Source organism: Burkholderia sp. MSMB617WGS (genome assembly GCF_001532025.2).
Lineage (GTDB): Bacteria > Pseudomonadota > Gammaproteobacteria > Burkholderiales > Burkholderiaceae > Burkholderia > Burkholderia savannae.
Window position 1 is genome coordinate 454,101 of record NZ_CP013458.1, and the last position, 24,513, is coordinate 478,613.

At 69.0% G+C, this 24,513-nt stretch carries 22 protein-coding genes and 1 pseudogene; 13 read left to right on the forward strand and 10 right to left on the reverse strand.

Annotation, left to right across the window (positions count from 1 at the left end; translation table 11 throughout):
• Position 1: 1 nt before the first annotated feature.
• Genes WT60_RS22095 through WT60_RS22105 form a run of 3 tightly spaced genes read right to left on the reverse strand, consistent with a single transcriptional unit; the run spans position 2 to position 5,801 of the window.
• Positions 2-3,208 (reverse strand): ABC transporter ATP-binding protein/permease, encoded by a 3,207-nt coding sequence (locus WT60_RS22095; RefSeq protein WP_060356456.1) that lies wholly within the window; start codon positions 3,206-3,208, stop codon positions 2-4.
• Positions 3,205-4,278, reverse strand: a complete 1,074-nt coding sequence (locus WT60_RS22100) for an HlyD family efflux transporter periplasmic adaptor subunit (RefSeq protein WP_059579359.1) — start codon at positions 4,276-4,278, stop codon at positions 3,205-3,207. Before WT60_RS22100 ends, WT60_RS22095 begins: the two co-directional genes overlap by 4 nt.
• An 11-nt stretch (positions 4,279-4,289) precedes the next feature.
• Positions 4,290-5,801, reverse strand: a complete 1,512-nt coding sequence (locus WT60_RS22105) for an efflux transporter outer membrane subunit (protein WP_060356455.1) — start codon at positions 5,799-5,801, stop codon at positions 4,290-4,292.
• 295 nt (positions 5,802-6,096) lie between these two features.
• Between WT60_RS22105 and WT60_RS22110 the strand changes: the two genes are divergently transcribed.
• The 7 genes from WT60_RS22110 to WT60_RS22145 all read left to right on the forward strand — a co-directional run bounded on the left by WT60_RS22110 (position 6,097) and on the right by WT60_RS22145 (position 12,302).
• Entirely contained in the window at positions 6,097-6,948 is an 852-nt protein-coding gene (locus WT60_RS22110; RefSeq protein WP_060356454.1) for a TetR/AcrR family transcriptional regulator, read from the forward strand.
• Between the two features lie 214 nt (positions 6,949-7,162).
• Positions 7,163-7,633, forward strand: a complete 471-nt coding sequence (locus tag WT60_RS22120; RefSeq protein WP_038749365.1) for a universal stress protein — start codon at positions 7,163-7,165, stop codon at positions 7,631-7,633.
• Positions 7,634-7,669: 36 nt separating this feature from the next.
• Complete coding sequence (locus WT60_RS22125) at positions 7,670-7,921, forward strand: hypothetical protein (RefSeq protein ID WP_038749368.1); 252 nt, start codon at positions 7,670-7,672, stop codon at positions 7,919-7,921.
• Positions 7,918-9,054: an ABC transporter permease gene (locus WT60_RS22130; RefSeq protein WP_038749370.1), complete on the forward strand. Its 1,137-nt coding sequence runs from the start codon at positions 7,918-7,920 to the stop codon at positions 9,052-9,054. Before WT60_RS22125 ends, WT60_RS22130 begins: the two co-directional genes overlap by 4 nt.
• Positions 9,051-9,755, forward strand: a complete 705-nt coding sequence (locus WT60_RS22135; protein ID WP_038749373.1) for an ABC transporter ATP-binding protein — start codon at positions 9,051-9,053, stop codon at positions 9,753-9,755. The genes WT60_RS22130 and WT60_RS22135 overlap by 4 nt, the downstream gene beginning before the upstream one ends.
• A complete protein-coding gene (locus tag WT60_RS22140) occupies positions 9,752-10,837 on the forward strand; it encodes a biotin/lipoyl-binding protein (protein WP_038749376.1) in 1,086 nt (361 codons plus the stop codon). The genes WT60_RS22135 and WT60_RS22140 overlap by 4 nt, the downstream gene beginning before the upstream one ends.
• On the forward strand, positions 10,815-12,302 hold the full coding sequence (locus tag WT60_RS22145) for an efflux transporter outer membrane subunit (protein WP_060356453.1): 1,488 nt from the start codon (positions 10,815-10,817) through the stop codon (positions 12,300-12,302). Before WT60_RS22140 ends, WT60_RS22145 begins: the two co-directional genes overlap by 23 nt.
• 19 nt (positions 12,303-12,321) lie before the next feature.
• Here WT60_RS22145 and WT60_RS22150 read toward each other — a convergent pair whose 3' ends face one another.
• Positions 12,322-13,158: a polysaccharide deacetylase family protein gene (locus tag WT60_RS22150; protein WP_038749382.1), complete on the reverse strand. Its 837-nt coding sequence runs from the start codon at positions 13,156-13,158 to the stop codon at positions 12,322-12,324.
• A 728-nt stretch (positions 13,159-13,886) separates the two neighbouring features.
• On the opposite strand from WT60_RS22150, the pseudogene WT60_RS35295 reads away from it, so the two are divergent.
• Together WT60_RS35295 and WT60_RS22165 are read left to right on the forward strand one after the other, a co-directional pair.
• Positions 13,887-14,015, forward strand: a pseudogene (locus tag WT60_RS35295) (sulfotransferase); the annotation flags it as partial.
• 267 nt (positions 14,016-14,282) lie between these two features.
• Positions 14,283-14,933: a BON domain-containing protein gene (locus tag WT60_RS22165; protein WP_060356451.1), complete on the forward strand. Its 651-nt coding sequence runs from the start codon at positions 14,283-14,285 to the stop codon at positions 14,931-14,933.
• A gap of 497 nt (positions 14,934-15,430) precedes the next feature.
• Here the strand turns inward: WT60_RS22165 and WT60_RS22170 are convergent, their stop codons facing one another.
• Together WT60_RS22170 and WT60_RS22175 are read right to left on the reverse strand one after the other, a co-directional pair.
• The gene (locus WT60_RS22170) at positions 15,431-15,712 is read right to left on the reverse strand and encodes a hypothetical protein (RefSeq protein ID WP_060356463.1); all 282 of its coding nucleotides are present in this window, start codon (positions 15,710-15,712) and stop codon (positions 15,431-15,433) included.
• A 266-nt stretch (positions 15,713-15,978) separates the two neighbouring features.
• Entirely contained in the window at positions 15,979-16,920 is a 942-nt protein-coding gene (locus tag WT60_RS22175; protein ID WP_038749390.1) for a TIGR00730 family Rossman fold protein, read from the reverse strand.
• 320 nt (positions 16,921-17,240) lie between these two features.
• On the opposite strand from WT60_RS22175, the gene WT60_RS22180 reads away from it, so the two are divergent.
• Entirely contained in the window at positions 17,241-17,528 is a 288-nt protein-coding gene (locus WT60_RS22180) for a hypothetical protein (RefSeq protein ID WP_038749393.1), read from the forward strand.
• Between the two features lie 533 nt (positions 17,529-18,061).
• On the opposite strand, the gene WT60_RS22190 is transcribed toward WT60_RS22180, so the two are convergent.
• Entirely contained in the window at positions 18,062-18,490 is a 429-nt protein-coding gene (locus WT60_RS22190) for a DUF3564 domain-containing protein (RefSeq protein WP_059579323.1), read from the reverse strand.
• Positions 18,472-18,819: a c-type cytochrome gene (locus WT60_RS22195; protein ID WP_038753687.1), complete on the reverse strand. Its 348-nt coding sequence runs from the start codon at positions 18,817-18,819 to the stop codon at positions 18,472-18,474. The genes WT60_RS22190 and WT60_RS22195 overlap by 19 nt, the downstream gene beginning before the upstream one ends.
• 326 nt (positions 18,820-19,145) lie before the next feature.
• Here WT60_RS22195 and WT60_RS22200 point away from each other — a divergent pair, with 326 nt between their 5' ends.
• Positions 19,146-19,373 carry a DUF3562 domain-containing protein gene (locus WT60_RS22200; RefSeq protein WP_038753684.1) on the forward strand — a complete coding sequence of 76 codons (228 nt, stop codon included), beginning with the start codon at positions 19,146-19,148 and terminating at the stop codon, positions 19,371-19,373.
• On the forward strand, positions 19,373-20,359 hold the full coding sequence (locus WT60_RS22205; protein WP_059579320.1) for a zinc-dependent alcohol dehydrogenase family protein: 987 nt from the start codon (positions 19,373-19,375) through the stop codon (positions 20,357-20,359). Before WT60_RS22200 ends, WT60_RS22205 begins: the two co-directional genes overlap by 1 nt.
• 117 nt (positions 20,360-20,476) lie before the next feature.
• Here WT60_RS22205 and WT60_RS22210 read toward each other — a convergent pair whose 3' ends face one another.
• Positions 20,477-21,259: a helix-turn-helix domain-containing protein gene (locus WT60_RS22210; protein WP_038753677.1), complete on the reverse strand. Its 783-nt coding sequence runs from the start codon at positions 21,257-21,259 to the stop codon at positions 20,477-20,479.
• A 665-nt stretch (positions 21,260-21,924) separates the two neighbouring features.
• On the opposite strand from WT60_RS22210, the gene WT60_RS22220 reads away from it, so the two are divergent.
• Positions 21,925-22,671 carry a beta-ketoacyl-ACP reductase gene (locus WT60_RS22220; protein ID WP_059641752.1) on the forward strand — a complete coding sequence of 249 codons (747 nt, stop codon included), beginning with the start codon at positions 21,925-21,927 and terminating at the stop codon, positions 22,669-22,671.
• Between the two features lie 432 nt (positions 22,672-23,103).
• On the opposite strand, the gene WT60_RS22225 is transcribed toward WT60_RS22220, so the two are convergent.
• Positions 23,104-24,483, reverse strand: coding sequence for an MBL fold metallo-hydrolase (locus tag WT60_RS22225; protein WP_059670689.1), 1,380 nt, complete (start codon positions 24,481-24,483; stop codon positions 23,104-23,106).
• Positions 24,484-24,513: the final 30 nt, after the last annotated feature.

The following is a 24,513-nucleotide window of genomic DNA, read 5'->3' on the forward strand; positions in this document are numbered from 1 at the left end:
ATCAGCGTTCCTGTTTTTTCAAGAGCAGTATGGTCGCGCCGAGGATCACCGGCACCGACGCGGCGAGCGGCCAGAACTGCGAATAGAGATCGGACAGCGACAGCGCCTTGTTGAACACGCCGCGGCTGATCGACAGCATGTAGGTGGCCGGATAGACGAGGCCGATGAAGCGCCCGGTGCCTTCGAGCGACGACAGCGGCGTGAGCAGCCCCGCGAACTGCACGGTCGGGATCATCGTGCCGATGATCGTCATCACGATCGCCGCGACCTGGCTGCGCGTGAACGTCGACGCGAGCAGCCCGATGCCTGTGGCGACGACGTTGAAGATCAGCACCGCGAGCAGCAGCGTCATGAAGCTGCCCTTGACCGGCACGTCGAACGCGAGCCGCGCGAGCACCGTCATCAGCAGGAAGTTCAGCATCGCGAGCACGACGTACGGCACCTGCTTGCCGATCAGGAACTCGGTGCGCGTGACGGGCGTCACGTACAGGTTCAGGATCGAGCCGAGCTCGCGCTCGCGGACCACGGCGAGCGCCGTCAGCATCGCGGGCAGCATCAGCAGCAGGAGCGGCATCACGGCGGGGATCATCGCGGGCAGGCTCTTCACGTCCGGGTTGTAGCGGTAGCGCGTGACGATCTCCGCGCGCGGCGCGAGCGTCACGCCGAGGCGGTGCTGCGCCTTGTCCGACAGCCACATCGTGTGCATGCCGATTGCGTAGCCGCGGATCGTCTCCGCGCGCTGCGGCATCGCGCCGTCGATCCACATGCCGATCTGCACGGGCGCGCCGCGTTCGACGTCGCGCGCGAAGTTCGGCGGAATCTCGATCGCGAGCGACACTTCGCCGGTGCGCATCCGGCGATCGAGCTCCGCGTAGTCGGCGATCGGCGGCCGTTCGACGAAATAGCGCGAACCGGACAGGTTCAGCGCGTAGTCGTGGCTCAGTTCGGTCTGGTCACGGTCGAGCACCGCGTAGGTCAGATTCTCGACGTCGAGGCTGATGCCGATGCCGATCACGCACATCAGCACGAGCGAGCCGATCAGCGCGAGCGTCGCGCGGACCGGATCGCGGCGCAGCTCGAGCATCTCGCGCCACATGTAGCTGAGCGCGCGCTGCGCGCTGAATGCGCGGTGCGGCGGCTCGGAGGCGAGCGTGGCGGAGCGCGGCGCGGCCACGAGCGGGGCGGATCGAGCGGACGGATTGGACCGGGCGGGCGGGGTCGATTCGGCGGGCGATTCGGCGGGCGATTCGGTGGGCGATTCGGTGGGCGAGGCGGCGGGCAAAGCGGTGGGTGAGGCGGCGGGTGAGGCGGCGGGTGAGGCGGTGGGTGAGGCGGCCCGCGCTTCGGTCTCGGTTCGGATCGCGGTCTCGTCGCGGTCGCGAGCCGCGATGTCGGCGGCGGCGTGCGCGGCGGTATCGGCGGTATCGGCGGCGGCACGGCGGGCGTGAGCGTCGTTGCCGATGTCCGTCGCGGCTTCGGCGCGCGCGCCGGTTCCGACGTCGACTTCGGTGTTCGCTCCGGCTTCGATGGCCGCTGCGTGTTCGCGGCCGCTTGCGCGTTCGGGAAGGTTTTCGGCTTCGGGGTCCGCTTTTACGATGCCTTTGGCTTCGGCGTTGGTCCGGGCACCCGTTGCGGCTGCCGCTTCGGCGTGGGCATCGGCGCCGTCCGCCTCGCCCGCCGATGCGTCGACGAGATACCCGATGAACGCGTCCTCGAGCGTCGCCGCGCCGCGCGCGCGCACGAGCTCGGCCGGCGAATCGCTCGCGAGCACGCGGCCCGCGTGCATCAGCGAGATCCGGTCGCAGCGCTGCGCTTCGTTCATGAAGTGCGTCGAGATGAAGATCGTCACCAGGTCGCGGCGCGCGAGGTCGATCATCAGTTGCCAGAAGCCGTCGCGCGCGACGGGATCGACGCCCGATGTCGGCTCGTCGAGGATCAGCAGCTCGGGCTTGTGCACCATCGCGACCGCGAGCGACAGCCGCTGCCGCATCCCGAGCGGCAGGCTGTCGGGCAGCGTGTCGTAGATGTCGGTGAGGCCGAAGCGGCGCGCCATTTCGTCGATGCGCGCGTCGATGCCGGCGGCCGGCACGCCGAACAGGCGCGCGTGCAGCACGAGGTTCTGCCGCACGGTCAGCTCGCTGTAGAGCGAGAACGCCTGCGACATGTAGCCGACGCGCCGGCGCGTGTTGATGTCCTTCGGATCGACTTCCTTGCCGAACAGCTGCGCGGTGCCTTCGGTCGCGGGCAACAGGCCCGTGAGCATCTTCATCGTCGTCGACTTGCCGCAGCCGTTCGAGCCGAGGAAGCCGAAAATTTCGCCGCGGCGAATCCGGAAGCTCACGTGATCGACCGCGGTGAAATCGCCGAAGCGCATCGTCAGGCCGCGCGCCTCGATCGCGGCGCCCGCCTGCGCGTCGGCGCGCAGCGGCTCGATCTTCACGGGCTTGTGGTCGCGCCGCTTGTCCTCGGGCAGCAGCGCGATGAACGCCGCCTCGAGCGTGTCGCAGTTCGTGCGCGCGAGCAGCTCGGCGGGCGCGCCCGTCGCGAGCACGCGGCCCGCGTCCATCGCGATCAGCCAGTCGAAGCGCTGCGCTTCGTCCATGTACGCGGTCGCGACGATCACGCTCATCGTCGGCCGCTCCGCGCGAATCCGCGCGATCAGATCCCAGAACTGCGCGCGCGCGAGCGGATCGACGCCCGTCGTCGGCTCGTCGAGGATCAGCAGATCCGGATCGTGGATCAGCGCGCAGCAGAGGCCGAGCTTCTGCTTCATCCCGCCCGAGAGCTTGCCCGCCGGCCGCGACAGGAACGGAAAGAGGCCCGTGCTCCGCGTGAGCGAATCGATCCGGCGGCGGCGCTCGCCGGCATCGTGGCCGAACAGGCGCGCGAAGAATTGCAGGTTTTCCTCGACCGAGAGCGTCGGATACAGGTTCTTGCCGAGCCCCTGCGGCATGTACGCGATGCGCCGGCACACGCGTTCGCGATGGCGGCGCGAGCGCATGTCGCCGTCGAGCGCGTGGACGCCGCCCGTTTGCAGCGCGCGCGCGCCGGACGCGAGCGCGAGGAGGCTCGACTTGCCGACGCCGTCCGGCCCGATCAGGCCGATCGTGAGGCCGGCGGGCACGTCGAGCGTGATCCCGTCGAGCGCGACGGTCTTGCCGTAGCGCAGGGTGACGTCGGAAAAGCGAACGACGCTCGGCGCGCTCACCGCGGGACCTTGACCATCAGTTGCGCGGGCCACGGCTTGCTCTGGTCGACGCGCACCCACGCGACGCCGGGCAGCCCCGTCTTCACGAGCTTCAGGTGCTTTTGCAGCAGCTCGCGATCGATCCGGGCCTTCACGCGGAACATCAGCTTTTGCCGCTCGTTCGCGGTCTCGACGGTCTTCGGCGTGAACTGCGCGGTGCTCGACACGAACGACACGGTCGCGGGAATCACGTAGTTCGGCGCGGCGTCGAGGATGATCCGCGCGTCGGCGCCGAGCGCGACTTTGCCGACGACCGTCTCCGGCAGGAAGAACGTCATGTAGACGTCCGACAGATCGACCAGATTGAGCACCTTGCCGCCCGCGGGCAGCACTTCGCCGGGCTGCGCGACGCGGTACTGGACGCGGCCGTCGCGCGGCGACTCGAGCTTGCTGTCGTCGATGTCGGCCTGCACGCGCGCGACGGTCGCGTCGGCCGCCGTCACCGCCGAATGCGCGGCGACGAGCTGCGCCTCGGTCGCCTCGATCGCGGCCTGCGCGGCGGCCACCTGCGCGGCAGCCGCGGACACGGCCGCCTGTGCGCTGCGGGCGCGGGCGCGATCGTCGTCGAGCTCCTGCATCGACGATGCGCCCTCGCGCGACAGCGTCTCCGAACGCGCGAGCCGGCGCTTCGCGGCGTCGAGCTCGCTGTCGCGCAGCACGACCATCGCCTGCGCGGCCGCCTTGTCGCTCTTCCTCTGCGCAACCTGCGATTCGACGCCCGCCGCCGTGTTCAGCGCGCGCTGCCGCTGCGCGGTCGCTTCGTCGTACTGCGCGCGCAGCACCTGGATCTGCATGCTCGCGAGCGGTTGGCCGGCCTTCACGAAATCGCCTTCGTCGACGAGGATTTCGTCGATGCGGCCGGGCAGCTTCGTCGCGACGTCGATCTCGGTGGCCTCGATGCGGCCGTTGCCGTTCGCGAAGGCGTCGCCGGGGCCCTGATGGCGCAACAGCGTCCAGCCGTAGTAACCGCCGAGCGCGAGCACGACGGCGGCGGCCGCGGCGGCGATCTGCTTCCTGGTGACTTGGATCATGACAACGGACCTTATTTCGCTTGGGGTTCGGTGGAAGAGGGCGCGGCCGCGTCGCGCGCGGGCTCGGACAGGTTGCCGCCGAGCGCCGCGTACAGCGCGACGCGGCTCGACAGCAGCGCGCGGCGCGTCTGCACGAGCTGCTGCTGCGCGCTCAGCAAGTCGCGCTGCGCGTCGAGCACTTCGAGAAAGCGCGCGGCGCCGCTGTCGTAGCGCAGCTTCGCGAGCCGCGCGCGCTCGGATTGCGTCGCGAGCGTGTCCTGCGCGATGCGCACCTGATCGGCTAGCCAGTGGCGCGCGGCGAGCGCGTCGGCGACGTCACGAAACGCCGTCTGGACTGTCTTCTCGTACTGCGCGAGCGCTTCGTCGCGGCGCGCGTTGGCGAGCTTAAGGTTGCCGATGTTGCGGCCGGCGTCGAAGATCGGCATCGACAGGTTCGGAATGAAATTCCACGCGGTCGTGCCGGACGCGAACAGGTTGTGCAGCTCCGTGCTACCGGTGCCGATCGAGCTCGTCAGCGCGATGCGCGGGAAGAACGCCGCGCGCGCGGCGCCGATGTTCGCGTGCGCGGCGCGCAGCTGATACTCGGCCGCGACGACGTCGGGGCGGTTCGCGAGCAGCTCGGACGGCAGGCCGGGCGCGAGGTTCGGCGCGACGCTCGCATCGTCGAGCGACGCGGGCGTTTGCGCCGGCGCGCTCGCGCCGACGAGCAGATCGAGCGCGTGCTGCTGCACGTCGCGCGCCTGCTGGAGCTGCGAGCCGAGCGTCTGCGCCTGCTGCAGCAGGATCTCCGATTGCGTGAGATCGAGCTTCGAGATCGCCCCTTCCTCGTAGCGCCGCCGGAAGATGCGCAACGATTCGCGGCGGCTCTCGATCGTCTCGTTCGTCAGCGCGAGGCGCTCGTCGTAGGCGCACAGCGACAGATACGCGTCGGCCACCTGGCCGACCAGGCTGATCGTCACCGCGCGGCGCGACGCGTCGCTCGCGAGGAACGCGTCGAGCGCGGCGGCCTTCAGGTTGCGCACGCGGCCCCAGAAGTCGATTTCCCACTGCACTTCGCCGAGCGACGCCGAATACAGCTCGCCGACGATCGGGCTCGGCAGCAGCAGGCCGCCCGGCTCGCGAAAGCGAATGTAAGCGGCGTTCGCCGTGATCGTCGGGAACTGGTCCGCGCGGCGGATTCCGTACATCGCGCGCGCCTCGTCGACGCGCCGCGTCGCGATCCGCAGATCGCGGTTGTTCTCGAGCGCGGTTTCAATGAGCGCCTGCAGCCGGGGATCGACGAAATAGCCGCGCCAGTCGAACTGGCCGAGCGCGCGCGCGCCGGCGCCCGTCGGGTCGCCCGGATAGGCGGGGTAGGCCGTGGGCACGGGCGGCGGCTTGCGCGCGTAGTCGGGCGCGAGAGACAGGCAGCCCGACACGGCCGCGCACAGCGCGAGCGCGGCGGCGTGCCGCGACACGCGGCGCGCGATGCCGCGCCGCCGCTGATGCCGTTCGTCGTGACGCGCATCGTTGCGCATGGTCATATCCTCGGTGGTCGATGTAGCCGACTGTTCTTCGTGGACGCCGCGCGCTCCCGAAAACGCTCACCGTCGCGCGGCGCGGAAAAGCGATGCGCCGCGCGCGCCGCTCTCGTGTCCCTTTATATCCGACGATTACCGTGTCTTATCTTGATCTGAGTCAGTGAGATACCGACTGGTCAGTTTTTAAGATGTCGCCATGCACGATGCAGGTGCGTCCGCCGCGCGCGGGCGTCGCGCATCGCGAAACGAAACGGCACAACGAACGGCCGCCCGCGGGGCGGCGAAGCGGCGGCGGACCATGCGAAACCGGAACGGCAACGAGCGGGCGGCGAAGGCGCGAGACGAGGCACCGGCCAGGTCGGCGCGCTGCCGTTTGCCCGCCGACGTCCGCATCCACCAGATCCTCGATGCGGCGCTCGCCGAGTTTTCCGCGAGCGGCTTCGTGGGCGCGCGGATCGACGACATCGCGGCGCGCGCGGGGATGTCGAAGGGCGGCGTCTACACGCACTTCGGCAGCAAGGACGAGATTTTCGAGGCGCTGCTCGAGCGCTCGCTGATGCCGCCGCTGCCGGGCGCGTCGAAGGCGGCGCTTGCCGCACGCCGCTCGAAGGGGGCGCGCAAGGCGAATGGGGCGAATGCGGATCGCGCCGCGCGCGCGAGGAATTCGGCGAGCGCGCCGAACGGCGTCGATGCGCACGATGCGCCGAGCGAATCGGATGCGCGCCGCGCGCCGCGCTCGTCGATCACCGCGAATGCCCGGGCGGCTTCATCCGAATCGGAAGCGCCCGCGGCGCTCGCCGCGCTCGTCGATCTGCTCGCGGGCGATCTCTACACGTGGTCGACGAGCGAGCCGGTGATCGCGATGCTGCGCCTGCTCGTCGCCGAGAGCAGGCGCGCGCCGCACGCGGTCGAGCGCTGGCAGAAACAGGTCGAGCACGCGGTCGCGACGGCGGTCGGCCGGCTCGTGCGGCAGGGCGTCGACGCGGGCGAGCTGCGCGCCGGCATCGCCGCGCGCACGCCGCTCTTGCTCGTCGCGCCGCTCACGCAGGCGTGCCTGCGGCAGGCGCTGCGCGCCGCGCCCGCGACCCGGCGCGAGCTTGCTGCATCGCGGCGCGACTATGCGCGCTTCATCGAGGAACTGTTGACCTGACGAAATGCGCGAATCCGTGCGCCGCGCGGCGGAAGCTTGACGGAAGTCAACTTTCCGCACACGGAACGCCGGATCATGAACGCATGTTTTCGGCATCCCGAACGGTTCCGCGCAACGATGAAGCAATCCGGTGCGCGAGGCGGTTTCTCGAAGCATGCGAAAGCCCCGGACCGCCGGGCCGCCGAAACGACATCGACTTGAACCAGGAGGTTTTATGTACCAGAAGATCATGGTGGCGCTCGACGGCAGCGACATCTCGAAGCGCGGCCTCGGCGAAGCGATCAAGATCGCGAAGGCGACGGGCGGGCGCGTGCATGCGGTGTACGTCGTCGACAAGTCGGTGGTGTTCAGCTACGCGGGCCATTTCGATCCGAACGCGCTCCTCGAAGGCTTCCGCGACGACGGCCGCAAGGCGCTCGGCGAAGCGGAGAAGGCGATCGAGGCCGCGCAGGTGAAGGGCGACGCCGAGCTGTTCGAAACCGCCGGCATCGGCGAGGAAGTGGCGCAGGCGCTCGAGCGCTGCGCGAAGCAAAACGGCGCGGATCTCGTCGTGCTCGGCACGCATGGCCGCCGCGGCATGCGGCGCGTCGTGCTCGGCAGCGTCGCCGAGCGCTTCCTGCGCGCGTCGCACTGCCCGGTGCTGCTCGTGCGCGGCGAGGAAGCCGAACATCACGTGGATGTGTGAGCGCATCGCGCGCGCCCGGAAAACAAGGAGAACGACATGACGCATTCTGACCGCAACGCGATCGCATCGACCGTCGCCGTGTTCGCCTCGCAGGTCGGCCTGATCGCCGCGGTGCGCGGGCTGCTCGTCGCCGACGGCTCGGCCCCGTACTTCATGCTGTTCGCGATCGTCGCGGGCGCGCTCGGCTTCGTCGATCTGTATTGCCGGCCGATCTTCGCGCCGGCGTTCGCGCGGCAGCGCGCAGTGCCCGTACAACGTCGCCGGGGGGCCGCGCGCGACGCATCGTGAACGGGATACTGAGGCTCGCGTTCAAGCTGCTCGTCAACGACAGCGCGAAGTTCAGCGCGCTGATCGTCGGCATCACGTTCGCCGTGTTCCTGATGGTGGAGATGACGTCGCTGTTCGCGGGAATCCTGAACAAGTCGTCGTCGACCGTCATCAACGTCGGCGCGAAGGTGTGGGTGATGGACCCGGGCGTGCAGACGATCGCGAGCAGCATCGGGATGCCCGACTACGTGCTCGACGCGGTGCGCAGCATCGACGGCGTCAAGTACGCGGTGCCGATCTATTCCGGCGGCGCGCTCGTGAAGCTTGCCGACGGCACCTACCAGGCCGTCACCGTGATCGGCCTCGACGACGCGAGCCTGCTCGGCCGGCCGACGATGAAGGCGGGCCGCATCGAGGACATCTACGCGGAAAACGGCTTCATCGCGATCGACGACGCCGAGTTCCCGAAGCTGAAGAATCCGGCGCTCGGCACGACCTTCGAGCTGAACGACAACCGCGGCGTGATCGTCGGCATCGCGAAGGTCGCGAGCAGCGGCCTGTTCGGCACGCCCACGCTCTACACGACCTACGCGCGCGCGACGCAGTACATTCCGTCGACGCGCTTCACGACGTCGTACATTCTCGTCGAGCCGAAGTCCAGCCAGAACATCGCGCACATCAAGCGCGAGGTCTCGGCGCTCGGCTATCGCGCGTACACGAAAGAAGAATTCATGAAGCACATCTCGGACTTCTACAAGTACGAGACGGGCGTCGGCACGAACATCCTGCTGATGACCGTGATCAGCTTCATCGTCGGCCTGTCGATCTCGGGCCAGACGTTCTACACGTTCATTCTCGAGAATCTCGAAAAATTCGGCGCGTTGAAGGCGATCGGCGCGAAGAACCACGAGCTCGTCGCGATGATCCTGTTCCAGGCGACGTTCACCGCGCTCACCGGCTACGGCCTCGGCGTCGGCCTCTGCACCGCGCTCATCAGCTTCGCGCGGCTGCGCCTGCCGAGCTACGCGGCGCTCATCACGTACGGCAATCTCGCGCTCGCGTTCGGCATGGTCGTCGTGATCGCCGGGCTGTCGAGCTATCTCGGCGTGCGCCGCGTGCTGCGGATCGAGCCGTTCGACATTTTCAGGGGATGACGATGGCGGAGCTCGCGATCGACGCACGCGGCCTCACCAAGTGGTTCGGCGAAGGCGACGCGCGCACGCGCGCGCTGTCGGACGTGTCGGTGCAGGCGAATTTCGGCGAGATGCTGCTGATCGTCGGGCCGTCGGGCAGCGGCAAGACGACGCTGCTCAGCGTGATGTCCGGCATCCTGCGGCCGGACGAGGGCAACGTGTTCGTCGACGGCGTCGATCTGTGGGCGCAGGGCAACGACGCGATCGCCGATTTCCGCCTCAACCGGATCGGCTTCGTGTTTCAGGACTACCACCTGTTTCCGCGCCTGACGACGGCCGAGAACGTCGCGATTCCGCTGATCCTCAAGCGCCGCGACTGGAATCTCGCGATCGACGCGGCGCACGAATATCTCGACGTCGTCGGCCTGCGCAACCGCGCGACGCTGCCGCCCGTGAAGTTGTCGGGCGGCGAGCAGCAGCGCGTCGCGATCGCGCGCGCGATCGTGAGCCAGCCCGACATCCTGATCCTCGACGAGCCGACCGCGTCGCTCGACGGCGACACCGGCCGCACGATCATCGATTTCGTCAAGCACAAGGTGCTCAACGACAAGCGCTGCATCGTGATCGTCACGCACGACAGTCGCATCTTCGACTACGCGGACCGCATCCTGCGGATGGAGGACGGCAAGCTCACCGCGATCGAGAGCGGGGGCGGCCAGTGAAGCATCGGCTCATCTTCCTGATCGCGATCGTCGGGTTTCTCGTGAGCGTCGCCGCCGCATGGGTCTACAGCATTCAGGAGCCGCCGCAGCCGCCCGTGTTCAAGCCCGCTTCGAATCCGTATCCGCGCGGCGTCTATGCGACGGGCATCGTCGAGAGCGACCAGAGCTCCGGCGTGAACGTCAACCTGTATCCGGACGTCACGGGCGCGGTCACGCGGATCTTCGTGCGCGAGGGCGACGCGGTGAAGGCGGGCGACACGCTGCTCACGCTCGACGATTCGGTGCAGAAGGCGACCGCCGCGCAGCTCGCCGCGCAAGCGGACGCCGCGCAGGCGTTGCTCGACGAATTGAAGGCGCAGCCGCGCCGCGAGACGCTCGACGTCGCCGCCGCGCAGGTCGACGCGGCCGCCGCGAGCCTGAAGACCGCGCAGGACCAGTACGACAAGCAGCAGCGCGCGTTCGCGATCGATCCGAAGACAGTGAGCCGCGACGCGCTCGACAACGCATTGAACGCCGTGAAGGTGGCGCGCGCGAACCTCGACGTCGTCACGCGCCAGTATCGGCTGACGCGCGCGGGCGCGTGGGTGTACGACGTGCGCAACCAGGAGAAGCAGGTCGCCGCGCTGCGCCGGGCGGCCGACGCGTCGAGCGCGCTGCTCGCGCACTACACGCTGCGCGCGCCCTCGGACGGCGTCGTGCTCGCGATGAACGCGGCGCTCGGCTCGTACCTGTCGCCGCAGGGGATGTACGACACGTACACGCAAGGGAACGCGCCGGCGATCGTGCTCGGCTCGTCGGCGAACCGGCTGCAGGTGCGCTGCTATGTCGACGAGATCCTGATCAGCCGCCTGCCGGCCGGCAAGATGCCGAAGGCGCACATGTCGGTGCGCGGCACGCCGACCGAGGCGGATCTCGAGTTCGTTCGCGTGCAGCCTTACGTGACGCCGAAGATTCAGTTGTCCAATCAACGGACCGAGCGCGTCGACGTGCGCGTGCTGCCCGTGATCTTCCGCGTCGTGCCGCACAAGGATCTGAGGCTGTTTCCGGGGCAGATCGTCGATGTGTACATCGCGTCGGATTGACCGTGCGCGACGGCGCCGCCGGCTGCGCTTCGCGGCGATCGCGCTCGGCGGCGCGGCGCTCGTCGCCGGCTGCGCGGTCGGGCCCGACTTCGTTCGGCCCGGGCCGCCCCGCGTCGACGCCTACGTGCCGGACGCCGCCGCGCGCACGAGCTTCACCGCGGGCGGCGCGACGCAGACGCTCGCGCCCGACGCGCCGTTGCCCGATGCGTGGTGGCGCCTGTTCGGCTCGCGCGAGATCGACGCGGCCGTCGACGACGCGTTCGCCGGCAGCCCGACGCTGGACGGCGCGCAGGCGACGCTCAGACGCAGCGAGCACGAACTGATGGCGGGCGCGGGCGTGTTCTATCCGCAGATCGACGCGCAGGCGGGCGCGTCGCGGCAGCGCAACGTGCCGTTGCGCACGGGCACGAATCTGCCCGCTTCGATCTTCAACCTGTTCACGCTGTCGACGACGATCAGCTATGCGCTCGACATCTGGGGCGGCGAACGGCGCAACGTCGAGGGGCTCGCCGCGCAGGCCGACGCGCAGCGTCAAGCGCTCGCGGCCGCGCGCCTCACGCTCGCGGCGAACGTCGTCAACACGATGATCGCGCGCGCCGCGTATGCGGACGAGGTCGCGGTCACGCGCGAGCTGATCGCGTTGACGGACGAACAGATCCGTCTCACGCGCGCGCAGGTGAGCGCCGGCACGAGCGCGTACTCGGCCGTGCTCGCGCTCGAGTCCGCGCGCGCGTCGCTCGACGCGTCGCTGCCCGCGCTCGAGCAGAAGATCGGCCAGGCCGACGATCTGCTCGCGACGCTCGCGGGCCGCTTTCCGGCCGAGCGCACGCCGCCGACGCTGTCGCTCGCGGACATCGCGTTGCCGGCGCAGCTGCCGCAGACGGTGCCGTCCGGGCTCGTGCGCCGCCGCCCCGACATCCTGCAGGCCGAGGCGGCGCTGCATGCGGCGAGCGCGAACGTCGGCGTTGCGACGGCGGCGCTGTTTCCGAGCGTCACGCTGTCGGCCTCGGGCGGTTTCAACGCGACGCAATTGCCGTCGCTGTTCGCGGCGAGCGGCAAGGCGTGGAGCGTCGGCGCGTCGATCACCGCGCCGCTCTTTCATGGCGGCGCGCTGTGGTATCAGCGCAAGGCCGCGATCGACGCGTTCGACGAATCGAACGCCGCCTATCGGCAGGTGGTGCTGAGCGCGTTTGCGCAAGTCGCCGACACGTTGCGCGCACTTGATCACGATGCGGCGGGACTCGATGCGCAGTTGCGCGCGATGGACGCGGCGCGCGAGGCACTGCGGCTCGTGACGATCGAATACGAGACGGGCGCGGCCGGCTATTTGCAGGTTCTTGCCACCGATCAGCAATACCGGCAGGCGCGGCTCGCGTGGGTGCAGGCGAGCGCGCAGCGGCTGCAAGATACCGTTGCGCTGTACGCGGCGCTCGGCGGCGGCTGGGACGATTCGCGCACACCGTGACGGCGGCGGGCCGCGCGCATCATCTCCGAGCCGCTTCCTCGGGCGGCGCGCCGCTCTTCGCGAGCAGCCGCCGCAGCACGGGCGGCGTGCATTCCTCGACCATCAGAAAACGCGGCAGCGTAAGCAGCGGCGAGTCGTGACGGATCTTGCTCGGCTCCAGCGTGAAGCCCGCCACGTAGCCCGCTTCGCGCGCGAGCGCGCCGAGCTCGCCGTCGAACGCGCCGAACGGCCAGGCGAGCAGATCGACCGTGTTGCCGATCTCGCGCTCGATGCGCGCGCGCGCCTGTTCGAACTGCGCGCGCGTCGCGTCGCAAAATGCGACGGTCGAACGATGCATCGCGTTCAGATCGGGATGCCACCACGCGTGCGACTGCACGTCGAACCAGCCGGTCTTGTGCAGCACGCGCAGCTGATGCCACGTGAGCGAGCCGGGCGCTTCGCCGACCGCCGACGGATAGACGAACAGCGTGATCGGCACCCGCTCGTGCAGCGCGATCGTTTTCGCCCATTCGAAGATCGACGCGTGCCCTTCGTCGATCGTCAGCGCGACCGACTTCGGCGGCAGCGCGACGCGCTCGCCGCGCAACCAGCGGACGATGTCGCGCAGCGGGACGATCCGGTAGCCGAGCCGGCGCAAGTACGCGAGTTGCGTTTCGAACGTTTCGGTGCCGACCGTCATCGGATCGGCGCCGGACGTGTTCGAAAAGCGGTGGTAGACGAGCACGGCGACGTCGGTCGGCGGCGCGTCGACGGCGGGCGCGCCGGCCGATGCGTCGGTAGCGACGATCCGCGAGACGGGCCGCAAGCCGGGGCCGAAGACGGCCGTGCGCCAAGTGAACCGGGAACGAGGTGACATGATGGTGTGCGTCGCTGGGTTATCGGGGCCGGCATCGCGCCGGTTGCATGCAGGCTGCGATCGGAGGCGGGACGCGAGCGTTCGTCTCGGCGCGGGAGCGCGATGTCGGCGCGCCGGGTCTTCTGTCGAGCGGCGCTGGACGAACCTACGTGCGAGCCTCGTGAACGGCATGCGAAGCATCTTTTAAATAGGATGCGCCGCGCGTGCCCGCGCGCGTTGAGCCAAGTCAACGCAGTCGCACCAATGCAGGGCGCCACTATAGGCAGGTGCTGCGGAAGCGGTGCGCGGCCGCGCGCACGATTGTTGACGTGCGTCAAATTCGCGCGGGTTTGCGGGGGCGGACGCGGGGCGTGCGGCTCGGCGAGGTCAACGATGCGCCGTTCGGGCGCGACGCTCGACGCGTGCGGGCGGCGCGACCCGAAAGCGCAGTGTCGCAACGCGCGCGGCGGACGCAGCCGAATCTCAAGGGTGTGCTGTGGTCTGGCGAGCCGCCCGTTGCGGCCGATCTCGCGCTCGGCACCGCTCGGCACGGCACGGCACCGCACCGCGCGACTGCCGCTCGACGACGCGGCGGCGACGCGGCGCGCGTATCCGATCGCGCGCTGCAGAGGCGCGCCATGTCGATGGAGCGCCCATCGATTGCATTCGCTGCTTGCCGCGCTTCGTGTGCGACGGGCGCTTCAATCGGCGATGCGATCCGCACCGGCATGTCGTGCCCGCGCGCCGCACGCTTCGATGCGCGGCGGCGGCGGTAACCGTGGCGCGATCTTGCACAGTTGAATTTCCGCGATATCGCGGCGCGCCGGCATCGCGCGGATTTTCTCCAGGCGGTGCGCGGCAGGTTGCGGCGGTGCGCGCATGCCGGCTCGCACGGCGGCGCGCCGGAGCCGCCCGACGCATCGAACGCGGCGTTCGACGTAACCGACTGACGAATGCCGGCGCAGCCTGCGCCCCGGCATGCAAGGCGATTCGTCGCGCGGCGCGCATCGCGTTCTTCGACCCTCCGGCGCTTCGGCCGCGCAGCGCCGAATCGCACTTGACGTGCATCAGAAAACTCGTGGTGCGCGTATGCAAAGCTGCTCTGAAGCGGCGGATTCGCGCCGTGTTTTCAGGTGGAGCGAGCGATGAAAACGGACAGGCAGATCAAGCAGGAAGTCGAGGAGGAACTGACGGGCGACCCGATGATCGACGGCGCGCACTTCAATGTCGACGTCGCCGGGCACATCGTCACGCTGACGGGCCATCCGGCCAGCTACGCGGAAAAGCTCGCGGCCGAGAAGGCGGCGAACCGGGTCGCGGGCGTGCGCGCGGTCGTCGTCGACGTGCAGGTGCGGCTGCCGCACGGCGACGTCCGCTCCGACGAGGAGATCGCCGACGCCGTGCGCTCGATCCTGCACTGGACCGTCGGGCTGCATGACGCGGCCGTCCAGGTGCAGGTCGAATCGGGCTGGGTGACGTTGTCGGGCAAGGTCGACTGGGCGTATCAGAGCCATGTCGCGATTCGTGCGATTTCGCAAATGCGCGGCGTGACCGGCGTGACGAACGAGATCGACGTTCTCGGCGACGTGAGCGCCGACGAGATCGCGGGCGGCATCCGGCTCGCGATGCAGCGTCATGCGGAGCGCGAGGCGAAGCATATCGACGTGACGGTCAAGGACGGCACCGTGACGCTGTCGGGCAAGGTCGGCTCGTATGCGGAGCGCGCAGTCGCGCGCGGCGCCGCGTGGTCGGCGCGCGGCGTGCGGGCGGTGGTCGACGACCTGGTCGTCGAGTGAGGTCGGGCGAAAGGCGCGGCGCGCATTGCGCGGTCGCGCATGCGTGACGCGCAACGTAGGTGTCGTCGGTGTCGCAGGTGCCGAATGCGCCGAATGCGCCGCGCGCTGCGCCGCTCGTCGCCCGCGCCGTTCGATGCATGTCGCGGCGCGTGCGCCGTGCGGCGACGCAAGGAAGCCGGCGCGGCGTATGAAACGGCGCAAAGGGATGCGTGACGGCCGCCCGATGCGGGGGATGCGGATTCGAATCGGTCGAGCGGGGAAAAAGAAGTTCGCGAGCCGGTGAGAGGAGATGGTGGTGCGCGGCTCGCGAGATGAAAGCGAACGAAGACTTGAGCTCAGGCGGGTGGATGAACCGGCCCTAGCGGCAGCCGGACGCGTAGCGGCGCGACGCGGAATTGGTGCGGCGGCTGCGTGCGCGGGCGGCAGTGGCGAGCGGCGTGCGCGCGCAACGGCAACGGCCACGTGCGCAGCGCACAGGCGTTTCGCAGGCGAGCATGTCAGCGGTCTGCGTCGAGCAGCGATTGTTCGAGCGCGGTCACGAAGCGCATCAGCGACGCGACGGAGCCGGCGACGCTCTGATAGCGTTCGCGGCCGATCTGGCCGTCGAGCGTGACGAGCATGCCGGCCTCGCGGGCGAGCGCAAGCAGCGCGTCGGCCCGGTCGGCGCTCGCCGCCGCCGGCTGCGGCCGCGCGGTGCGGCCCGTATCGGCGGCGGGCGTCGCTTCCGTGCGGCCATAAGCGAGGTAGCCCGATTCGACGTAGACGTCTTGGTATGACATGGCGACCTCCTGATCCCCGTGGAGCGTTTGTTCTTGCATTCGTCGCGTGATGCGTGTCTGCAATGACAGTATCGTGTGACGAACGATTCGCTCCAAGCAGCGCACACCGAGCTTCTCGTAGGAAATGCGGCGGGCCTATCGGCGCTTTCCTACAACGCGGATGCGCGCTTTCTTCGAATAGGAAAGCGCCTTACGGGAGAACCCGGAGCGCCGCGCGCGCGGGGGTGGACCAGGCTGCGGGACAACCCGAATCCGGCCCGCGCCGCTCACGCGGGACGATGCGGGCCGCCGATCGCCGTCCAGATCTCGTCGGCGGTTTCGCAGAACCGGAACAGCTCCGCGTCGCGCGGATCGATCATGCCCTCGTCGACCAGAAAGCCGAAGTCGACCGCCGAGCGCCAGAACGCGCGGCCGACCAGCACGACGGGCAACGGCGCGATCTTGCGGGTTTGCAGCAGCGTCAACACTTCGAACAGTTCGTCGCAGGTGCCGTAGCCGCCCGGAAAGAACACGGCGGCCTTCGCGCGCTCGAGCAGGTGCAGCTTGCGGATCGCGAAATAGTGGAAGCGAAAGCACAGCTCGGGCGTCACATACGGGTTCGGGAATTGCTCGTGCGGCAGCGCGATGTTGAGCCCGATGCTGGGCGCGCCCGCTTCGTGCGCGCCGCGGTTGGCCGCTTCCATGATGCCGGGGCCGCCGCCCGTGACGATCGTGAGGCGGCGCGGATGGGGCGAGCGGCTGGTCTTGCCGACGAGCCGGCCGAGGTCGCGCGCGACGCCGTAGTAGTGGCTGCGCTCGAGCAGCCGCACCGCGACGCTGACCGCATGGCGTCGCTCGGGATCGTTCGGGCGCGCGGCGAGCTGGCGCTGCGCGTCGGCAAGCCGCGCGCGCGCGACGGCGGGCGCGACGATCCGCGTGCTGCCGTAGACGACGACGGTATCGCTGATGCCGACGCGCTGCAGCATTTCCTCCGTCTTCCAGTAATCGAGCTGCAGCCGCACGCCGCACATCTCGGGGCGCTGCAGGAAGTCGAGATCCTCGTCGGCTTGCCGGTACGTCGGGCTCGACACGAGCCGCTCGACGGCGGCGGGCAGCGGCAGCCGGCTCTTCGGCGCCGCGCGCACACGGCGCAGCGGCGCTCGGCGCGCGGCGGCGTTCGCGACGGAAGGGGCGCGTCGCTTGGTGCGGGGTGTGGTCGGTTTTTTCATCGCGCCGTCCGGATGCGGTAAGTCGGGTCGATCCCACGTTAAGCCGGTTCGATGCGCGCGGATTGATCGCGGTCAACGCGGCCCGACAAAGCGGATGTGACCATGCGCGGCGCGCTTGCCCGGCAGCCGCGCATCGGGATCTCAGGTGAGTCGCGCGCCCGGTATCGGCCTCACGCTTGACGCATGTCAAGCGGCATCCGTCAAAGAACCGGAAGATGCTAGTGAAGCGCCCCGAGGATGGACGCAATGCTTATCGCTCCGGCACGTCATTTCGTTTTGCCGTATGAGCGCCAGGGGAGAAAAGGATCATGGGAATTGGAATGCAGATCGCCTATTTCGGCTTTGCCGGATCAGCGCAGCTCGAAGCCGAGGCGAGCATCCAATTGATCCGTCTGGAGCGATTCAGCGCGCGGCTCGCGGGCTGCCATCTCGCGATCGAGGCGCTCGGCGCCGGCACCGCGAACACGACGTACGACGTCCGTCTCGATCTGATCACGCGCGACTACGAGCTGAAGCCGGTTCCGCACATGAACGGCGCCGATCCGCTGGCGGCGATCCGAAGCGCATTCGACGCCGCGGAGCGCGGGCTCGCCACGGCGTTGGCGTGACGGGAGCGAGCCGCGTGGCGTGACGAATCGAGCCGCGCGGATCGGCGGTGCGGCCGGCCCGCGTGACGGCCGGTGATCGCAACGATCGACGATCGGAATCCCGATTTCACGAAGCGACGAAGCGACGAAGCGACGAAGCGACGAAGCGACGAAGCGACGAAGCGACGAAGCGACGAAGCGACGAAGCGACGAAGCGACGAAGCGACGAAGCGACGAAGCGACGAAGCGACGAAGCGACGAAGCGACGAAGCGACGAAGCGACGAAGCGACGAAGCGACGAAGCGACGAAGCGACGAAGCGACGAAGCGACGAAGCGACGAAGCGACGAAGCGACGAAGCGACGAAGCGACGAAGCGACGAAGCGACGAAGCGACGAAGCGACGAAGCGACGAAGCGACGAAGCGACGAAGCGACGAAGCGACGAAGCGACGAACAGGTGACTCCCGAAGACTCCGAAAATTCCCCGAGCGCATCCCGCACGGACACATCGGCGCGCGCGGGGCGACGCTTCGCGCCCGCGCGACGCCGTCCGCTCAGGATGCCTCGCGCCCCGTGAACAGCTCGTGCTCGGCGGGCGCGGCGGTTTCGTCGACGCACTGCACGTGCCACTCTCCGACGACGGGCGAGTGGTGCGCGTGACGATACCAGTGCGCCGCGCCCGTCTCGCCTTCGAACGGACCGTGCTTCGCGCCGAGGTCGAGACCTTCGAGCACGCACAGCGAATGCGAATCGTCGGCGCCTGTCACGCGGGTCGCGCCGTCGCGGCAGACGACGTTGCCCCATGCGGGCAGCTCGACGCCCGCATGGCCTTCGCGCGACCACCTGCGCTCCGCCGTGTCGATCCACAGGATCGCGTAGGCGGCCGGATCGGCGGACGCGAACGTATCGAGATGAACGGTGATGCGCACGGCTGGCTCCTTGCAAAATGCGCGGCGACGCCGCGCTACTGGCTCATGACCCATTGGATCAACGTATGCGCGTCTTCCTTCGACAGCGGGCCGCCGCGCTCGGGCGCGGTCGGCATCGGCGCGTCGCCCCAGTGCGCGCGCCCGCCGAGACGCAGCTTCTGCTCGAGCATCTCGGCGGCATTCGGCACGTCGCGATAGCGCTCCGCGATCTGATGAAACGACGGCGCGAGGAACGGCATGTTCGGCGCGTGGCAGAACATGCAATGCTGCTGGTCGACGAGCTCGGTCGGCTCGCGCACTTGCGCCCGCACATCGCCGGCCGCGCCGATGCAGACCGCGCCCAGCATGCACGCCAGCGCAAGATTCGGCAGACTGTTCAACATGGCGCGTACCTCGATCGGAGATTCGATTCCAGTCTAAGCGGCGACGGGGCGCGACCATTGATGCAGGTCAATGCGATCCGGGCGAAATTGTCGCGGCAGGACGATGACGGCGCGCCGCGCCGCACCGCGCGCGCGTCGCGGGTCGCGCTCTTTTGCGTCGGCGCGTGCCGGCGCAAGGCGTGTCCGCGCGTCGGCGCGGCGGCGAACCGGCGACGCTTGACCCAGGTCAAGCCGCCCTCGTGCCGCGGGGGTTCAATCGATGACGATGCACCTACGCTGGAACCGATGGACACCAACGGATTCGACGACGCACAGGGACACGCATCATGCACCACGACATGCTTTTCGATTCGCTGCTCGCCGCCGCGCGGCGGCGCTCGATCACGGAGGGAGAGTTGATGCACATGCTCGATGACGAAATCGCGCGCCTTGCGGACGGCGCGCGCGTTCACGACTACCTGCGCGTGATCGCGATCAGGCGCGTGCGCGAACGCCTCGCCTCGCACGCGCGGGCGGCGGACGCCGCGCATGCGCGGCGCTCGGGAGCGCGTTGATGCGCGCGATGGTGTTCGACGGCGGCGCGCCGCGGCTGCGCGAGGCGGAGCTGCCCGATCCGAGGCCGGCGTCGGGCGAACTGCTGATCGACGTGCACGCGTGCGGCGTATGCCGGACCGATCTGCACGTCGTCGACGGCGACCTGCGCGATCCGAAGCGGCCGGTGATTCCGGGCCACGAGATCGTCGGCACGGTGGCCGCGCTCGGCGTGGGCGCGGCGGGCTTCGCGATCGGCGATCGCGTCGGCGTGCCGTGGCTCGGCCGCGCATGCGGCCACTGCATGTACTGCAAGAGCGGCCGCGAGAACCTGTGCGATGCCCCCGGCTTCACCGGCTACACGATCGACGGCGGCTACGCGGAGCGCACGGTCGCCGACGCGCGCTTCTGCGTACACTTGCCGAGCCGCTACGACGACGTCCACGCGGCGCCGCTGCTGTGCGCGGGCCTCATCGGCTACCGGACGCTGAAGATGGCGGGCCCCGCGCGCCGCATCGGCCTGTACGGTTTCGGCGCGGCCGCGCATCTCGTCGCGCAGGTCGCGCGTTTCCAGGGGCGCACGGTCTACGCGTTCACGCGCCCCGGCGATGTCCCGGCGCAGCAGCTCGCGCGCCGGCTCGGCGCGGCATGGGCGGGCGGCAGCGACGAGCCCGCGCCCGAGCCGCTCGACGCCGCGCTGATCTTCGCGTCGGTCGGCGCGCTCGTGCCGGCCGCGCTCGCGGCGGTCGCGAAGGGCGGCGTCGTCGTGTGCGGCGGAATTCACATGTCGGACATTCCGTCGTTTTCGTACGACCTGCTGTGGGGAGAGCGGCGGATCGTGTCGGTCGCGAACCTGACGCGCGACGATGCGGCGGAATTCATGCGGATCGCGAACGACGTGCAGCTCGACGTGGAGGCGACGCCGTATCCGCTCGCGCAAGCGAACCAGGCGCTCGACGATCTGCGCTCGGGGCGCCTGACGGGCGCGGCGGTGCTGACGATGCGCTGAATCAAGCGGCGTCCGTGCGCGGCGCACGGGCGCACCGCTCCCGCCGCGAAGCAAGCGGCTTCATCGAAGATGCGCGCGCGGCTTCAGGCTTCGGGCGTGCGCCGCGCCGGCGACGCGTCACACGCGCGCGAGCCCCTGCGGATCGGTGATGCGAATCTGCTTGCCGCGCGGCGCGATCAGCTTGTCGCGCTGGAACTTCGACAACATCCGGCTGACGGTTTCGAGCTTCATCCCGAGATAGCAGCCGATTTCCTCGCGCGTCATCCGAAGATTGAACTCCGACGCCGAATAGCCGCGTTTCTGGAAACGCTCGGAGATGTTGAGCAGGAACGCGGCGACGCGCTGCTCGGCCGTCATCGTGCCCAGCAGCATCATCAGGCTCGATTCGCGGACGATCTCGCCGCTCATCAACTGATGTACGTGGTGCTGCATCGGCTTGACTTCGCGACACACCGCTTCGAGCTGCGCGAACGGGATGATGCAGACGGTACTGTCCTCGAGCGCGATCGCATCGCTGTTGTGGCGGCCGCCGCATACACCGTCGAGACCGAGCGTTTCGCCGACGATCTGAAAGCCCGTCACCTGCTCGCGGCCGTCGCGATGCATGACGACCGTCTTGAACGAGCCGGTGCGCACCGCATAGATGCTCTGAAACGTATCGTGCGTGCGAAACAATGCTTCGCCGCGTTTGACGTGGCGCGTCGTGCACACCATTGCGTCGAGCCGGGCGAGCTCGCTCGGCGTGAGGCTGGCCGGCATGCACACGTTGCGTGTCGCGCAGGTCGAGCAGCGCGTCGCCGGCTGCTTCGGCGTGTCCTCGGCCGCAACGGGATGCAACTGCAACACGGGCCGTTGCGGCACGGACGAGGGCGCGGCTTCATTGGCTGAGGCGGTCAGCATAATCGGCTCCTTTCATGCGGCGGGCTCGACTGGCACGGTCGAGCGCGCAGACACGTGGCGCGGCACGCAGTGCCGCATTGCGCGGCGGCGTCGGCGAAGAAGGGCGACTGCGCTGCGCGGCATGCCGGACGATGATGGCAAACGGCCGGAACTGCCGTCCGGGAGCGAGGCTTGCATCTCGTCGTGCGCAATCCGTCGTTTCGTTGCGATTGCCGAATCAGCCGAGGCAAGCCCGCCCGCTAAGAGCATAGACGACGAAACGCGGGTCGGAATGATCATTCGAAGACCACCCCTACGCTTGTCAGTATGCAACGCGGATTGCCGCATCGATACTGTCGAACGTTGAACTTCCGGTAGGCATCAGCGTAGCGTTGTAGGGCGTTTCCTACAGCAGGGCTGTGCGTCGGTGCCGTGCATCCGTTTGACTCAGGTCAACGGATCGCGTGAGTGCGTGCTTACAGTAAAACGCGATGGCGTAGAGGGACGACACGCAACGTCACGGCAACGGGCGTCGACACGTTGCCGCACATATGAATCGGTGCGCGCGTTCGCCGCGAGCCGCAAGCAACATATTTCTCAACCCATGCCCGGATGGCGGCCGCGCGGCATCGCTCGCGGGCCGCGCGGCGTCGATGTCGCGCCGGGCATCTTATCGGGAGGCCGTGATGGAAGCAAAACGCGTGGCGTTCGTGACAGGCGGTATGGGCGGGCTGGGCGCCGCGGTGAGTCGGCGGCTGCACGACGCCGGCATGGCCGTGGCGGTGTCGCATTCGGAGCGCAACGATCATGTGTCGACGTGGCTCATGCACGAGCGCGATGCCGGGCGCGACTTCAAGGCGTACAGCGTCGACGTCGCGGATTTCGAATCGTGCGAGCGGTGCGCGGAAACGGTGCTCGCGGATTTCGGCAAGGTCGACGTGCTGATCAACAATGCGGGAATCACGCGCGACGCGACGTTCCTGAAGATGACGAAGGGCGACTGGGACGCCGTGATGCGAACCGATCTCGACGCGATGTTCAATGTGACGAAACAGTTCATCGCGGGCATGGTCGAGCGGCGCTTCGGGCGCATCGTCAACATCGGATCGGTGAACGGCTCGCGCGGCGCGTTCGGTCAGGCGAACTACGCGTCGGCGAAGGCGGGTATCCACGGCTTCACGAAGACGCTCGCGCTCGAGACGGCGAAACGCGGGATCACGGTCAACACCGTGTCGCCCGGCTATCTCGCGACCGCGATGGTCGAAGCGGTGCCGCAGGACGTGCTCGAAGCGAAGATTCTTCCGCAGATTCCGGTCGGCCGGCTTGGGCGGCCCGACGAAGTCGCCGCGCTCATCGCGTTCCTGTGCTCGGACGACGCCGCGTTCGTCACCGGCGCCGATCTCGCGATCAACGGCGGGATGCACATGTGCTGATCGCGGCCGCGCCGGCGTCCGCCGCGCGAAGTCGGCGCCCGCCGAGTCGAGGCGGTGGAGGCGCGGCCGCCGGCGTTGTGCGCAGCGGCGGCGAACGCCTCTTTCGTGCGGCGCGTTGCCTTGCATGACGGCAACGCTCGCATGCTTCGTTTCCGCGTTGCTCGACATCCGGCGGCGGCGCCGAGCCGGGTTGAGATCACTTCGCGGCACGATCGCGCGATCGATTCGCGCGATCGTTCAGGGAGCCGAAACATCGGCGCTTGATCTTGCCGCAGACGTGTCTCCCGCACGGCATTCGTCAGCCGATTCGTTACGCCGGCGCCTACGAATAGGCGCACGCCGCCCGGTATCCGGCCGATTCCCCCGAAGCGTTGCGCATTCCGATGCGCCGGAGAGGGCCACGTGTCCGGCGTTGCGCTTGCCTCGTCGCACTCACGTCGTTCGCGCGGGCGTGTCTTCCAGCTCGATCGATTCGAGATACGACGGCACTTCGCAGCGCCAGTGCAGCGATTCCTCGATCCGCCGCCGCAGCGCATCGGCCGCCGCGGGCTCGCCGTGCGTGACGAACGTGCGCACGGGCGCCCTCGACTGCGCGCCGAGCCATCCGAGGATCTCGCCATAGTCCGCATGCGCGGACAGCGACGAGATCATTTCGACCTGCGCGCGCACGCGCACGTATTCGCCGTGGATTTTCAGCGTCGGTTCGTGCGCGGCGAGCGCCGCGCCGCGCGTGCCCGCCGCCTGATACCCGACGAGCAGGATCGTGTTGCGGCTGTCGGGCGCGTAGCGCTCGAGGTGATACAGCACGCGGCCGCCCGTGGCCATTCCGCTGCCCGCGATGATGACCATCGGCCCGTTGTGGTCGGCGATCGCCTTCGACTGCTCGACCGTGCGGACCATCACCGCCGCGTGGCTGATCGCGTCCGCGTCGGACATCGTGAGCCGGTGATCGGAGAGCCGCCGCTGGTAGATCTCGGTGACGCTCGTCGCCATCGGGCTGTCGAGAAACACGGGCACGTGCGGCATCCGTCCGGTCTTTTTCAGTTGTGCGATGTAATACAGGACCTCCTGCGCGCGCCCGACGGTGAAGCACGGCATCACGACCACGCCGCCGCGCGCGAACGTCTTCGAGAACACGTCGGCGAGCTCGGCTTCGGGATCGCTCGTGTCGTGCAGCCGGTCGCCGTACGTCGACTCGACGACGAGATAGTCCGCATGAACGGGCGGCACGGGCGCGCGCATGATCGGATCGTGCGCGCGGCCAAGATCGCCGGAGAACGCGAGCAGCGTGTGCCGCCAGCAGACGACGACGCTCGCCGCGCCGAGAATGTGCCCGGCCGGCAGGAAGCGGAAGTGCAGGCTGCCCGCGAGCGGCGTCGGCGCGTCGAATTCGCGCGGCGCGAGACGCTGGAGCGCGCGCTGCGCGTCGTCGGTGGTGTAGAGCGGCAACGCCGGATGGTGCTTCGAGTAGCCGTGGCGGTTCGCGAACTCGGCTTCTTCCTCGAGGAGCCGTGCGCTGTCCGTCAGCATGATCTCGCAGAGCTCCGCCGTGCCGTGCGTGCAATAGACCGGCCCGCGGAAGCCTTCGCGCACGAGCACGGGCAGATAGCCGCTGTGGTCGAGATGCGCATGCGTGAGCACGACGGCGTCGATCGAATCGGCGGGCACGGGCAGCGGGCTCCAGTTGCGCAGCCGCAGGTTCTTCGTGCCCTGGAACAGCCCGCAGTCGATCAGGACGCGTGTCCCGCCGTCCTCGAGCAGATACTTCGAGCCCGTGACGGTTTCCGTCGCGCCGAGGAACGTGAGTTTCATGAGACCCCCTGGGGAAACGTGCGATGTCCG